The 12,748-nt window shown below is 73.9% G+C and carries 10 protein-coding genes; 8 read left to right on the plus strand and 2 right to left on the minus strand.

Going from position 1 to position 12,748, the window contains the following annotated elements:
• Positions 1–3 precede the first annotated feature (3 nt).
• The 6 genes from ABD156_RS19130 to ABD156_RS19155 all read left to right on the plus strand — a co-directional run bounded on the left by ABD156_RS19130 (position 4) and on the right by ABD156_RS19155 (position 8,081).
• Complete coding sequence (locus ABD156_RS19130) at positions 4–882, plus strand: LLM class flavin-dependent oxidoreductase (protein WP_344274945.1); 879 nt, start codon at positions 4–6, stop codon at positions 880–882.
• A gap of 104 nt (positions 883–986) precedes the next feature.
• Positions 987–2,165, plus strand: coding sequence for an acyl-CoA dehydrogenase family protein (locus ABD156_RS19135; RefSeq protein ID WP_344274949.1), 1,179 nt, complete (start codon positions 987–989; stop codon positions 2,163–2,165).
• Positions 2,166–2,193: 28 nt separating this feature from the next.
• Positions 2,194–2,457, plus strand: coding sequence for an acyl carrier protein (locus ABD156_RS19140; protein ID WP_067588314.1), 264 nt, complete (start codon positions 2,194–2,196; stop codon positions 2,455–2,457).
• 31 nt (positions 2,458–2,488) lie between these two features.
• Entirely contained in the window at positions 2,489–4,222 is a 1,734-nt protein-coding gene (locus tag ABD156_RS19145) for a carbamoyltransferase N-terminal domain-containing protein (RefSeq protein WP_344274953.1), read from the plus strand.
• A complete protein-coding gene (locus ABD156_RS19150; RefSeq protein ID WP_344274956.1) occupies positions 4,219–5,661 on the plus strand; it encodes a class I adenylate-forming enzyme family protein in 1,443 nt (480 codons plus the stop codon). The genes ABD156_RS19145 and ABD156_RS19150 overlap by 4 nt, the downstream gene beginning before the upstream one ends.
• Positions 5,658–8,081, plus strand: coding sequence for an alpha-L-rhamnosidase-related protein (locus tag ABD156_RS19155; protein WP_344274959.1), 2,424 nt, complete (start codon positions 5,658–5,660; stop codon positions 8,079–8,081). The genes ABD156_RS19150 and ABD156_RS19155 overlap by 4 nt, the downstream gene beginning before the upstream one ends.
• A gap of 97 nt (positions 8,082–8,178) precedes the next feature.
• Here the strand turns inward: ABD156_RS19155 and ABD156_RS19160 are convergent, their stop codons facing one another.
• The gene (locus tag ABD156_RS19160; RefSeq protein ID WP_344274962.1) at positions 8,179–10,488 is read right to left on the minus strand and encodes a CoA transferase; all 2,310 of its coding nucleotides are present in this window, start codon (positions 10,486–10,488) and stop codon (positions 8,179–8,181) included.
• Between the two features lie 88 nt (positions 10,489–10,576).
• Here ABD156_RS19160 and ABD156_RS19165 point away from each other — a divergent pair, with 88 nt between their 5' ends.
• Both ABD156_RS19165 and ABD156_RS19170 read left to right on the plus strand, forming a co-directional pair.
• Entirely contained in the window at positions 10,577–10,879 is a 303-nt protein-coding gene (locus ABD156_RS19165) for a hypothetical protein (RefSeq protein ID WP_344274965.1), read from the plus strand.
• A 16-nt stretch (positions 10,880–10,895) separates the two neighbouring features.
• Positions 10,896–11,270 carry an MmcQ/YjbR family DNA-binding protein gene (locus tag ABD156_RS19170; protein WP_344274968.1) on the plus strand — a complete coding sequence of 125 codons (375 nt, stop codon included), beginning with the start codon at positions 10,896–10,898 and terminating at the stop codon, positions 11,268–11,270.
• Between the two features lie 37 nt (positions 11,271–11,307).
• Here ABD156_RS19170 and ABD156_RS19175 read toward each other — a convergent pair whose 3' ends face one another.
• Positions 11,308–12,744: an amidase gene (locus ABD156_RS19175; protein WP_344274970.1), complete on the minus strand. Its 1,437-nt coding sequence runs from the start codon at positions 12,742–12,744 to the stop codon at positions 11,308–11,310.
• Positions 12,745–12,748 lie beyond the last annotated feature (4 nt).

The raw sequence follows: 12,748 nt of genomic DNA on the forward strand, positions 1-12,748 counted from the left end.
GCGATGCGGATCGGACTTCTGCTGCAGCGCTTCGGCTGGCCGCCGGGCGCGGCCGGGCCCGCGCTCGCGCGGATCGGCCGCGACGCCGAACGGGCCGGGCTGTCGAGCATCTGGGTCAACGACCACTTCCGGCAGATCCCGATGTTCGGCGATCCCGGCGAGCCGTTCCTGGAGGCCTACACCGCGCTGAGCTTCCTCGCCGCGGCCACCGAGCGGATCGGGCTGGGCACCATGACCACCGCGGTCACCCACCGGCATCCGGCGCTGCTGCTCAAAACGCTCACGTCGCTCGACGCGCTGTCCGGCGGCCGGGTGTGGCTGGGGCTGGGCCCGCCGTGGCACGAGGAGGAACACCGCGCGTTCGGCCTGCCGCTGGGCCCGTGGAGCGAACGGTTCGAGCGGCTGGAGGACACCCTGGCGCTGACCCGGCAGGTGCTGTCCGGGTCGACGGAACCGTTCGAGGGCAAGCACTACCGGCTGCCGGAGCCCTGGTTCGCGCCGTCGTTCACGCGCCCGCCGCCGGTGCTCGTCGGCGGTGCGCACGAGCGCCGCGTCCTGCGGCTCGTGGCCCGGTACGGAGACGCGTGCGGCCTGCACGAGGACGGGAATCCCGCGGTGGTCGGGCTGAAGCTGCGCATGCTGCGCGACTACTGCGCCGAATTGGGCAGGCCGTTCGAGGAGATCACCGTGACCACCTATGGCACGGCGAGGCTGTCCGCGACCGGGGAACCGGGCACGGTCACCGTCGCCGAGGCGGCGCGGCGCTACGGCGAACTGGCCGCGCTCGGCGTCCATCTGTCCATTGTGGACCCTGGGGTGGCCGTCGGCCCGGAAAACGTCGAGCTGCTCGGCGAACTGGCCGCCGCGCTGGCGCCGACCTGACCGCCCTTGCCGTCGCCGGGCCGGGCGGCCAGACTCCTTCCCGGGGGTCCGGCGACGCGAATTCCGAAGCACGCCAACCACTTTCTTCTGACTGGAGGACCGGAATGACCGTGACCGTCGAGCGCGCCCGGTCGAGGACCGAGGTCCTGGCCGCAGCAGCCGCATTGGCACCGCAGATCAGCGATCGGGCGCTGGAGGGGGAGCAGGGCGGGCGCGTCCCGCCGGACCTGCTCGCCGCGATCTCCGACGCCGGCCTGCTCGACCTGCTGCTCCCGGAGAGCCTCGGCGGGCTCGAGATGGATCCGGTGACCGTGCTGGACACGATCCGGGAGATCTCCCGCGCGGACGGTTCGGCCGGCTTCGCCGCGCTGAGCCTCAACGCCACGTTTTTCGTCGCCTGGCTGGAACCCGAGGTCGCGCGGACCATCCTCGCCGCGCGCCCGCGCGCGGTGGCCACGGTGTTCGCTCCGCTGGGCAAGGCCGAGCCGCGCCCGGACGGCGGCCTCCTGGTCAACGGGCGCTGGCCGTTCAACACCGGGGCCCGCAACGCTTCCTGGTTCGCCAACGGGGTCATGGTGCAGGACGGCGGGAAACCGGCGATCGTGGCTCCGGGGCGGCCGGACTGGCGGCTGGTGTTCGTTCCCGCGTCCGATGTGGACGTTCTCGACACCTGGCACGTCGCCGGGCTGAAGGGCACCGGGAGCAACGACGTGTCGGTCAGCGACCTCGTGGTGCCGCCGGAGTACACCGCCAACCCGATCTTCGAGCGCGCCCGGCACGAGGGCGCGATCTTCAACTGGTCGTTCTTCGCGCTGATGGGCGTGCTGTTCGCCGGGTTCCCGCTGGGCATCGCGCGGCGCGCGCTCGACGAATTCCGCGAGCTGGCCCCGAACAAATCTCGCGGCAGCCGTCCGCTGGCCGAGGAGCAGTCGGTGCAGATCGCCTATGCCAGGGCCGAAGCGGGACTGCGTTCGGCCGAGGCGTACGCGCGCGACGTGCTGGGCACGGCGTGGGAGCGCACCCTCGCCGGGGACGAGACGACGATGGCGGACCGCGCCTCGGTGCGGCTGGCGACCGGCCAGGCGATCCGCACCGGCGTGGACGTCGTGAACACCGTGTTCCAGCTGGCCGGCGGCAGCGCGCTGTTCGACCGATCGCCGATCCAGCGCTGCTGGCGCGACATCAACGCGGGCAGCCACCACGGCTATTTCTCCGAATACCACGAGACCCGGGTGGGCCGGTCGCTGTTCGGCCTCCCGGTCCCGGACCCCTGGATGATGTGAGCGGATTCCGCAGGAGGGAAGAAACACCATGACCACTCGACCGAGCGAGCAGGTGGCCGGCGCGGGAGATCCCGCCCCGGTGGTGGCGAAGGTCGTGAGCGAGGTGGCGGAGGTCGAGGTCGCGCCCGACCAGAGCTTCTTCGACCTCGGGCTCGACTCGATCCAGCTGATGGACATCTGCAACCGGCTGAACGAGACCTACGGCGAGGTGATCGACCTGTTCCTGCTGTTCGAGAACCCGACGGTGACCGAATGCGCGGCGATCATCCGCGAGCACCAAGCCGCGGGCTGAGCGGCGCGGCCGGCGAAAGGCGGAGGACGACATGCCAGAGCACGAGGTCATCTGCGGGCTGAAGCTCACCCACGACGGCGGTTTCGCCGTGATCGAGGGCAACCGGCTGCTGGTCTCGGTCGAGGCCGAGAAGCTGGGCAACAATCCGCGGCACAGCCCGTTCGCGGAGCCCGCGGAGATCGCGCGGCAGTTGCGCGCGCACGGGATCGAGGACGTGCGCGCGCCGGTGTTCGCGGTCGACGGCTGGGCGCGCGGCCGCGAGGGCGAGAGCTGGGTGGAGATCCGCGACGGGCAGGGCGCGGTCGAGCCGGTCGAAGTCGCGCTGTACCACGACGAACCGGGCGCGGGTTCGGCGATGCTGACCGGGGTGACCGGGCAGAGCCCGCTCGTCGGCGGCGCGCCGGTGCCGTTCCGCAGCTTCACCCACACCACCGACCACGTCATGTCCTCCTACTGCACCAGCCCGTTCGCGCGGGAGCGCAAGCCCGCGCTGATGCTGGTGTGGGACGGCGGGGTGCCGCCGGTGCTGTACCGGTTCGACCCGGTCGGACCGCGGCTCGAGTGCTTCGGTCCGGTGTGCGGCGTTTCCGGCGCGCTGTACCCGATTTTCGCGTCGCACTTCGGCCCGTTCCGGGTGGACCACGACGCCCGCCGGGCCACTGATCCGGGGCCGGGGCTCGAGGCGCTGCTCCCGGTTTCGGGCAAAGCCATGGCGTACGCGGCGCTCGGCCCGTCCTCGGAGGAAGCCGTCGCGGTGATGGCGGAAGTCGACGCTCAGGTCGGCGAGATCGACGGGGCGATCCGCGCGTATCTGTGGAGCAGGCGGGTGCTCAGCGGCGTCGCGAAGCTCGGGCTGTCGGACGCGTCGATCCTGAATTCCTTCCAGGAACACCTGTTCCGCCGGCTGCGGGACGGTCTCGGCGAGGTGCTGCGCGCCCGGCCGGAGCTGGCCGGGCTGCCGTTGTGCCTGTCCGGCGGCTGCGCGCTCAACATCAAGTGGAACTCCGGGCTGCGGGCGAGCGGGCTGGTGCCGGAGGTGTGGGTGCCGCCGTTCCCGAACGACGCGGGTTCGGCCATCGGCGCGGCGTGCACGGAAATGGTGCGCCGCACCGGGACGTCCTGGCTGGACTGGTCGGTGTTCTCTGGCCCGCCGGTGCGCGAAACCGCCGCGGCCGAACCGGGCTGGACCGCGAAGCCGGCCTCGGTGGAGGACCTGGCGGCGCTGCTGGCCGAAGCGGGCGAACCGGTCGTGATCGTCGACGGGCCCGCCGAGCTCGGTCCGCGCGCGCTGGGGCACCGCAGCATCATCGCGCCGGCCGGGGACGAGGCGACGCGGGACCGGCTGAACGCGATCAAGGGCCGCGAGTGGTACCGGCCGGTGGCCCCGGTCTGCCTGGAAAACCGGGCTCCGGAGGTGTTTTCCCCCGGCACCCGGGACCCGTACATGCTGTTCGACCACTTCGTCCGCCCGGAATGGCAGGGCAAGATCCCGGCGGTGGTGCACCTCGACGGCAGCGCGCGGCTGGAAACGGTCGGCGCGGACAACCCGTTGCTCGAACGGCTTCTGACCGCCTATGAGGCGCGGACGGGGATCCCGGTGCTGTGCAACACCAGCGCCAACCATCCGGGCCGGGGGTTCTTCCCCGACGCGGCCTCGGCGATGCGATGGCACGGCACGCGGCACGTGTGGTCGGCGGGCACCCTGTACTCGACCGACGCGGTCCCGGAGTCGTGGTCGCGCAAGCCGCGCGGAGCGGCCGGATGAGCGGGACGGCGGCGATTGTCACCGAAAGCGGATCGATCAGCCGCGAGGAGCTCGAACAGGAGGTGACGCGCTGGGCCGGGCTGCTGCGGTCGCGCGGCGCCGGCCCGGCGGGCCGGGTGGCCTGGCTGCTGCCCAACCGGCCGGAGGTGCTGACGGTCGCGCTCGCGGCCCGGCGGGTCGGCGCGCAAGCCGTCGCGCTCGGCGGCCGCTCCACCCCGGGCGAACTCGCCGGGCGGCTCGCGGTCGCCCAGCCCGCGGTGGTGGTGGCCAGCGGCGCTGCCCGGGAGCTGCTGGAGCTGTTGCACGGCAAGGAAAACGTGCTCGACGCGGACGATCCGGGTGCCGTCGCACACGACGCCGATCTTCCGCTCGCGCCCGCGGACAGCGGACGGCTGGGCGCGGGCGCGTCGCTGCTGTTCACATCCGGGACCACCGGCAGCCCGAAGGCGGCGCTGCGCACCCGGGGCGATCGGCGGCTGTCGGACGCGATCGCCCGCGGGTTCCGGCTCGGGCCGTCCTCGCGGTTCCTCGTCGGCGGGCCGCTGTACCACTCAGGTCCGTGGACCTGTGCGCTGATGACCCTGTCGCTCGGCGGAACCGTCTTCCTGCTGCCCCGGTTCGACGAGCGGGCCTGGCTGGACTTCGCGGTCGAGCACCGGTGCGACACCGGGTTCCTCACCCCGACCCAGCTGGCGCGGCTGGTGGCCTTCGCCCGCGACCGGCCCGGGCCGCGCCCGCCGCTGACCCACGTCGTGGTGTCCGGCGAGCCGTTCCCGGACCGGCTCAAACGAGCCGCGCTGGACGTCTTCGGCGAGGGATTCGTCGAGTGCTACGGCTGCACCGAACTGGGCCCGATGTGCGCGTTGCCCGCCGAGGAGTTCCTGGCTCGCCCCGGTTCGTGCGGACGGCCCTTCGACGGGGTGCGGATCGCGGCGTTCCGCGGCGCCCGGCGGCTGCCCCCGGGCGAGTCCGGGACGCTTCGCGCGCTCACGCCGCTGGCGTTCGACGGCTACGTGTCCGGTCCCGGCCAAGCACCCGCCGGTCGCGACGGCGACTGGGGGAGCGTGGGCGACGTCGGGTTCGTCGACGAAGACGGCTACGTGCACCTCGGCGGCCGCGACGACGACTTGATCATCACCGGCGGCGTGAACGTCTTTCCGTCCGATGTGGAGGAAGTGCTGGCCGGGCATCCCGACGTCGAGGCGTGCGCGGTGTTCGGCCTGCCCGATCCGCGCTGGGGCGAGGTGGTCGCGGCCGCGGTGCGCAGCGGACGGCGGCTGGAGCTGGCCGAGGTGCGCGACTGGCTGCGCGGCCGGCTCGCCGACGATCGCCGTCCGCGCCGGTTGTTCCTCGTGGACGAGCTGCCGGTGACCGGGACCGGGAAGCTGTCGCGGCGGGAGCTGCGGGACCTCGCGGCGCGCGAGCCGGTGGCCGGGTGAGCCGCGAGTGGACCGGCCAGTGGATCTGGTGCGCCGACGGCCGGATCGCCAAGACCGGCGAGTTCTCCGACGTGCCGGTGGTGCCCGCCGCCGCGCACGACCGGCGGGTGCAGTTCCGGCGGATCTTCCCGCTTGACCTCGTGCCCGCCGCCGCCCCGCTCCGGATCACCGCGGACTCCCGGTACACGGTGTGGGTCAACGGGCACGAGGCGGCGCGCGGTCCGGGTCGCGGTGCGGCCGGACGGCTGCTCTACGACGTCGTCGACGTCGCGCGGTGGCTGGTGCCGGGGGACAACGCGATCTGCGTTCTGGTGCGCTTTTACGGCGAAGCGAACGCGTGGTGGCGACCGGTCACGCCCACCTTCAGCCACGGCGCCGGCGTGCTGCTCGCCGAGCTCGAGCTGCCGTCCGGGGTGCTCGGCACCGATCGCAGCTGGCGCCACCAGACGAGTCCGGCGTGGACGCCGCAGAAGCCGTCCGGGGTCGGGCACGCGGTGCCGGAAGTGCTCGACGGCGCGCTGTGGGATCCGGCCTGGCTCGAACCGGGCTTCGACGACACCGGCTGGGTGCCCGCCCGCGTGCTCACCACCCTGCACCTCGGCGGCACGGCCCGGTCCACGCCGCCCGCCGATCCGTACGGCCCGCTGCTGGAGAACCCGGCGCCGCCCGGCGAACCGGTCGAGCGTCCGGTCCGGTGGCTGCGCGAGCGCCGCGGCCCGGATCCCGGCGGCGAGCACGGACCGGCCGATCTCGTCGCGGCCGTGGACGCCGAAGCCGGTCCGGACTCGGTCCCGGTCGAACTGCCCTTCACGACCGTGCTGGAACCCGGCGTCGCGGTGCTGCTCACCGCGGGCTGGGACCAGGTGGTCGCGGGCACCCTGGTCTTCGAGCTGGACGCGCCGCCCGGCGTGCTGGTCGACGCGCGGCCCGCCGAGGACCTCGACGAGCGCCTGCGGCTGCGTCCGTTCCAGCACGGGTACGCGGCGCGCTATCGCACGCGCGGCAAGTCCGACCGGTTCTGCTCGGCCGATCCGGTCGGCGGCCGGTTCGCGCTGCTGGTGCTGCGCGGCGAGGGCGAGGTGACGGTTCGCGGGCTTTCCGTGGTCGAACGCCTCCGCCCGCGTCCGCCGGGCCCGTTCTTCGCATCCGACGACCCGGTGCTCGACGCCGTCTACGCGGCCGGGCTGCGCACCGTGGACCTCACCGCGCAGGACGCCTACATCGACTGCCCCACTCGCGAACAGCGGGCGTGGACCGGCGATTCGGTGGTGCACCAGTCGGTGGACCTGCTGGCCAATCCGGACTGGCGGCTCGCGCGGTGGCATCCCCGGCTGGCCGCGTCGCCGCGCCCGGACGGGATGCTGCCGATGGCGGTCGCGGGCGACTACGAGCACCGCGACGGGGTGTACATCCCGGACTGGGCACTGCATTGGGTGCGTTCGGTGCACAACCTGTACCGGTGGACCGGCGACGCCGGCCTGGTCGCCGAGCTGTTGCCGGTCGCCGAGCGGGTGCTGCGCTGGTTCGAGCCGTTCTCGCGCGGGGGACTGCTGACCGACGTGACCGGGTGGGTCCTGCTGGACTGGGCGAGCGTCCAGGGCCGGGGCGCGAGCAGCGTGCTGAACGGGCTGTGGGGCCGGGCGCTGCTGGACTTCGCGGAGATGGCCGAATGGCTCGGCGACGCGGGCCGGGCGCGCTGGGCGCGCGGGCGGCACGACGAACTGGCCGCCGCCTTCGAGCAGTACTGGGACGAGGACCGGGGCGGCTACCGCGACTGGCTCACGCCGGCCGGGGTCGCGCCGGCGATGAGCGAGCACGCCACCGCCGCGGCCGCGGTCGGCGGATTGATCCCGCCGTCGCGCCGCGCCCGGGCACTGGCCTTCCTGCTGGACCGGACCGCTCTGGTGCGCCGCGCGTGGTCGTTCGGCCTGATGCCGCTGCGGGCCGCGATGGGACCGCCCGCGCCGGACTGGGACGTGGAGCGGGAAGTCGTTGCCGCACAGCCGTTTTTCCGCTACGTCGTGCACGACGCCGTGGCCCTGCTCGGCGGAGCGGACCACATCGCCGCCCTGTGCCGGGACTGGTCGGAGCTGGCCGGCGACGGCACGTGGCGCGAGGTGTGGAGCGGCGGGTCGTACTGTCACGGCTGGTCGAGCACTCCGAGCCGGGACCTGCCGTTGTACGTGCTGGGCGTCAGCCCCGCCGAGCCCGGGTTCGCGCGGGCCAGGATCGCGCCGCGGCCGGGCGCGCTGGCCCGGGTGGCCGGCGCGGTTCCGACGCCCCACGGCCTGGTGGAGGTCCGGCTGGACCGGTCCGAGCTGGCGGTGTCGAGCCCGGTGCCGTTCACGGTGGAGCTGGACGGCTGGTCGCGCGATTGTCCTGCGGGGCGGTTCTCCTGGTCGCGGGAGCAGGCCAGCTGAAGAAGGTTTCCCAGCCGTGGCAGGGGAATTCCCGTGCCACGGCTCATGCCAGCCGAGAGGTCCCTCCGCCGTGGCCGGGACCCCCAGCCAGCGAAGTTCACGAGGCCCGGCGCGCCTTTCGCACCCGGTACGGCTGCCGGGGCACCGTCCCGATCGCCTCGGCCGCGCGCAGCGCCGCCAGTTCCTCCGGCGGCATCTCGAGCCATTCCGTGAGCACCTCGTCGGTGTGCTGGTCGTAGCACGGCGCCGGGCGGACTGTCGCCAGCCCTTTCCCGTCCATGCCGACGGGGATGCCGAGGTATCCGCGTTCCCCGGTCACCGGATGGCGGACCCGTTCGGCCCAGCGCAGCTCGCCGTTTTCGAACAGCTCCCGCACCGACCGCATCCGTTCCGCGCGGAAACCCTTCTGCCGCAACGCCTCCACCACCGTCTCGCTGTCGTGCTCCGCCGCCCACCGCTCGTCCGCAGCTCCGCCGACGAAGGCCACGTACCCGTCCGAGGTCGCCAGCACGCCCGCCGGGACGTCCGGTTCGCTGTTGCCGATCCGGCGCGGCGAACGTCCTTCGCGGGAGGCCAGCACGATGCCTTCGCCGAGCTGCAGCCACAGCGTTTCCTGCTGGGACAGATCGATTTCGCGGCCCCGCCCGGTCGTTGCCCGCGCCGCCAGCCCGGACAGCACCGCGACCGCCGCGTGGGCGCCGGCCACCGCGTCCGGGTAGTAGGTGGGGCTCACCTCGGCACCGGCGGAGGGCGGTCCGTACCGGGCGGCGAACCCGCCCATCGCCTCGGTCAGCATGCCGAAGCCCGGCATCGCCCGGTGCGGGCCGCTGCTGCCGAGCGCGGGCATGGTCACCAGCACCAGCCCCTCGGCCACCCGCGCGCGCACGTGCGCGGCGACGCCCCGGTCCTCGAGCACGCGGTGGTTCATGTTCACCACCAGCACGTCCGCGGCGTCCACCAGCTCGCGGAAGACCCGGTTCCCGTCCGGTGCCGACAGATCCAGCGACACCGCGCGCTTGTTGCGGTTCACGCTGTTGAACTGGGCCGCGGCGTCCCAGGTGTACTCGTCCGAGGCGGCGCCCTCGGGCAGCGGGGCCCCGGTCTCGGCGAAGCGGAACCGGGTGCGCCAGCCGTCGGGATGCCGTCCGGACTCGACCCGCACCACGTCCGCGCCCAGCGCGCCCAGCAGCCGGCCGGCGAGCGGCCCGGCCCAGGCCCAGGTCAGTTCGAGGACCCGCAGCCGGTGCGGATCCGGCAGCCGGGGCAGCAGGGGCGGCCGGTCGCGGTCCGCGCCGGAGCGGAACCATCCGTTGTCCCCGGCAGGTTCGGAGAGCCGCGCCGAGCGGGGTGCCGGCGTGGCCGGATCCCGCCACGGCCGGACGATCGCGCGGCCCGCCGAGGCGCCGCGGACCTCGCCGAGGAACTCGCGAGCGGCCAGATGCGGGTCGTCGAGGGCGTCGGCGGCGTCGAGCACCTTGCCCACCGACCAGCCCGCGGCCAGTCCGGCGTCGAAGACCTCGCCCCGGGTGCGCCCGGCGTACCAGCCGGCCAGTTCGCCGCGCAGCAGCTCCCGGTTGGCCCACCGGCGCGCCCACACGAAGCGTTCGTCGCGCAGCAGGTCGCCTCGGTCGTAGAGCAGGCACTGGCGGTTCCAGTCCTCGCCGCGCACGGTGCCCGGCACCACGAACCCGTCGGCGCAGCGGAACACCCCGGACGGGAACGTGCGGGTCTGGAACCCGGCCTGGCGCCGTTCCTCCTCCGGATCGGCGGCGTTGGCCGAAGTCGCGGCGTACAGCGCGGCCGCGGCCTGCGATTCCACCGCGGAGGCCGCTGCGGCCAGCCAGGTCGTCTCCGCGTGACCGCCGGGCCGTCCGGCCAGCGCGGCCGCCGCGGCGTACGTTCCGGCCAGATACTGCGTTTGCCAGCCGGGGAACCGGTCCGGTCCGCCGTCCTCGTGACAGGTCGCGGCGAGCAGCCCGGAAGCCGCCTGCACCAGCATCTCGTCGGACGGCTCGCCCGCGCTGTCGGCATCGAGGCCCCAGGCGGTCACCGAAACCAGCAGCGGCGGCTCGGCGACGCCCGCGCGCAGTTCCCACGGCCCGAACTCGCCGCGAACCCGGTCGCTGAGCACGACGTCGGCCCATTCCAGCAGTTCCGGGACCGCGGCCGCGTCCGGGGAGAGCAGCCGCTTCCCGGCATTGAGGTGGACGAAAACCGGGCTCGGGTCCCGCTGCGGCTCCCCGTCGGCCGAAAGCCGCCGCGCCGGGTCCCCGCCCTCGGGTTCGACCTTGGCGACCGTCGCGCCGAGCATGGCCAGCAGCCTGCCCGCGTAGGGGCCGGCCACTCCGGTCGCGGTCTCGAGCACCCGGAGCCCGCGAAGCGGCCCGAACTGACTTTCGTGTTCCATTGTCTTCCTTGCGCGATAAGGGAAAGCATCTGAATGCTGGTGACCGTCGAAGTTCTGGTCGATCTCTTACGCGGGGTGAGCAACGAGTATGGATCGGGTTCCGGCGGGCGCGCAAACCACCACTGTCCACAACGGATCCGCGGCCGGGCGGCTGCGCGGCGACTTGGCAGCGCTCGCCGAATCGGCGGCCCGCGGCGCCGGGAACAGCGGTGCGGACGACGCGCTGCTGGCCGCGATCCAGGCCGCTCAGCTTCTCGCCGACGCGCGGATCGCGGCGGGTCCGGCACGGGCGGAATGCCTGCGCGCCGCCCAGCACTGTCTGCGCGCGGCGTCGCTGGCAACCCGGTTCGCCATCGTCGCGGCGGCCGACGACTGCCGCCGGCCGCGCTGACCGTTAGGCTCGCGGCATGGGCCGACCGGACTCCGCGACCGCGAAAAGGGCACGCGTGACAGAACTCGCCGAAGCGCTGCCGGAAGTGCTGAGCAAGGGCGAGCAGCATGTCGCGTTCTCGGTGCGCGGGAAGAACTTCGCGTATTTCCTCGACGACCACCACGGCGACGGCAAGATCGCGATCGCGTGCAAAGCCGCGCCGGGCGCGCAGGCCGAGCTGATCGAGCAGGAGGGGGAGCGGTTCTACGCGCCCGCCTACCTCGGCTCCCGCGGCTGGGTGGCCCTCGACCTGGAAGCGGGCAAGGTCGACTGGGCCGAGGTGCGCACCATGCTCACCGACGCCTACCGGCTGCTGGCGCCGAAGAAGCTGTCGGCGCAGCTCGACCAGTAGTCCCCGGGCGGGCGCATATCGGTCCGGCAGCTCCCGGTCAGTAGCCCGGCGGCGCCTCGAATCCGCCGGTCACCCGCTCCACGATCCGGGCCACCGCGAGCCCCGTGCGGTCGTGCCACCGCGGCGCGATCACCTGCACCCCGAACGGGAGCCCGGCGGCGCTGCGGCCGAGCGGCACGGTCGTCGCGGGCAGGCCGGACAGGCTCGCCGGGGTCGCCCAGGCCATCTGGGCCAGGTACGGCGCCTTCCGGCCGTTGACCTCGAGTTCCCGGGAAAGCGGGGTTCCCGCCGTCTGGTGGGGGAAGGCGGTCAGCGGCGCCGCGGGCGTCAGCACGGCGTCCACCTCGGCGAACACCGAAGCCCATCCGGCGGTGATCCGGGCGCGCTGCTCCTCGAGGTCCTGCCATTCCCGGTAGCTGAGCGTCACGGCGCGGCCCAATTCGACCGCCGGGCGGCGGTCCTCGGGCGCCGCACGGCGAGCGATCCGCCCCAGCCGCCGGAAAACCGGTTCCGGGAAGCTCTGGGCCAGGACCGCGAGCAGCAGCCGTGCGTAAGTCTGGTGGATCTCGTACAGCGGGCGCGGCGGCCGTATCTTGCGCTGCACCCGCACGCCGAGGCCGGCCAGCGCCTCGGCGAGATCGTCGAGGGCGGCCCGGATTTCCGGGTCGGTGCGCAGCGCCGGATGCTCGGGCCACACCGCCACGCGCAGTTCGCCGGGGCGCACCGCGGCGGCCGGGAGGGTTCCGCCGGGCACTCCGGCGAGGTCGCGCCCGACGAGCACGTCCAGGGCGAGTTCGAGGTCGGCCACGCACCGGGCCATCGGGCCGGGCGAGCCCAGCGGCGGAACGGCGAGGGAGCCGGGAGCGCCGGGGATGTGCCCGCGCGCGGGGATCGCGCCCCAGGTCGGGAGGTGGCCGCAGACCCCGCAGAAGTGCGCGGGGGAGCGGATCGACCCGGCGACGTCGCTGCCCAGTTCCAGCGGCGTGAGCCCGGCCGCCAGCGCGGCGGCCGAACCCCCGGACGACCCGCCGGGCGTCCGGGCGAGGTCCCACGGATTGCCGGTGGCGCCGTAGACGTCGTTGTAGGACTGGAAATCCCCGGCGTAGAGCGGCGCGTTGGTCTTGCCGAACACGACGGCCCCGGCGGCCCGCAGCCGGGCCACCGCGTCCGCGTCCCGGTCGGGCAGGTGCCCGGCCAGTTCCGGGGCTCCGGCCGCGGTGACCAGACCGGCGGTCTCGAACGTGTCCTTCACCGTCATCGGGAGCCCGTGCAGCGGCCCGAGCCGGATTCCGCGTGCGGTAGCCGCGTCGGCGGCCTCCGCCTGCGCCCTGGCGCCGGCGACGTCGAGCGCGACCACGGCGTTCAGCGCCGGATTGTGCTCCTTCACCCGGCCCAGGAAGTACTCCAGCGCGGCGGAGCTGCTGACGCGTCCGACGGCCAGGTCGGCGACCAGCCCGGTCGCGGTCGTGCGCACCGGC

This window comes from Amycolatopsis albidoflavus (assembly GCF_039525725.1).
Classification (GTDB): Bacteria; Actinomycetota; Actinomycetes; order Mycobacteriales; family Pseudonocardiaceae; genus Amycolatopsis; species Amycolatopsis albidoflava.

What these genes read in the sequence shown, in the direction of transcription:
- ABD156_RS19130 (WP_344274945.1), top strand. Translation starts at nt 4, where the DNA reads ATGCGGATCGGACTTCTGCTGCAGCGCTTCGGCTGGCCGCCGGGCGCG.
- ABD156_RS19135 (WP_344274949.1), top strand. Translation starts at nt 987, where the DNA reads ATGACCGTGACCGTCGAGCGCGCCCGGTCGAGGACCGAGGTCCTGGCC.
- ABD156_RS19140 (WP_067588314.1), top strand. Translation starts at nt 2,194, where the DNA reads ATGACCACTCGACCGAGCGAGCAGGTGGCCGGCGCGGGAGATCCCGCC.
- ABD156_RS19145 (WP_344274953.1), top strand. Translation starts at nt 2,489, where the DNA reads ATGCCAGAGCACGAGGTCATCTGCGGGCTGAAGCTCACCCACGACGGC.
- ABD156_RS19150 (WP_344274956.1), top strand. Translation starts at nt 4,219, where the DNA reads ATGAGCGGGACGGCGGCGATTGTCACCGAAAGCGGATCGATCAGCCGC.
- ABD156_RS19160 (WP_344274962.1), bottom strand. Translation starts at nt 10,488, where the DNA reads ATGGAACACGAAAGTCAGTTCGGGCCGCTTCGCGGGCTCCGGGTGCTC.
- ABD156_RS19165 (WP_344274965.1), top strand. Translation starts at nt 10,577, where the DNA reads ATGGATCGGGTTCCGGCGGGCGCGCAAACCACCACTGTCCACAACGGA.
- ABD156_RS19170 (WP_344274968.1), top strand. Translation starts at nt 10,896, where the DNA reads ATGGGCCGACCGGACTCCGCGACCGCGAAAAGGGCACGCGTGACAGAA.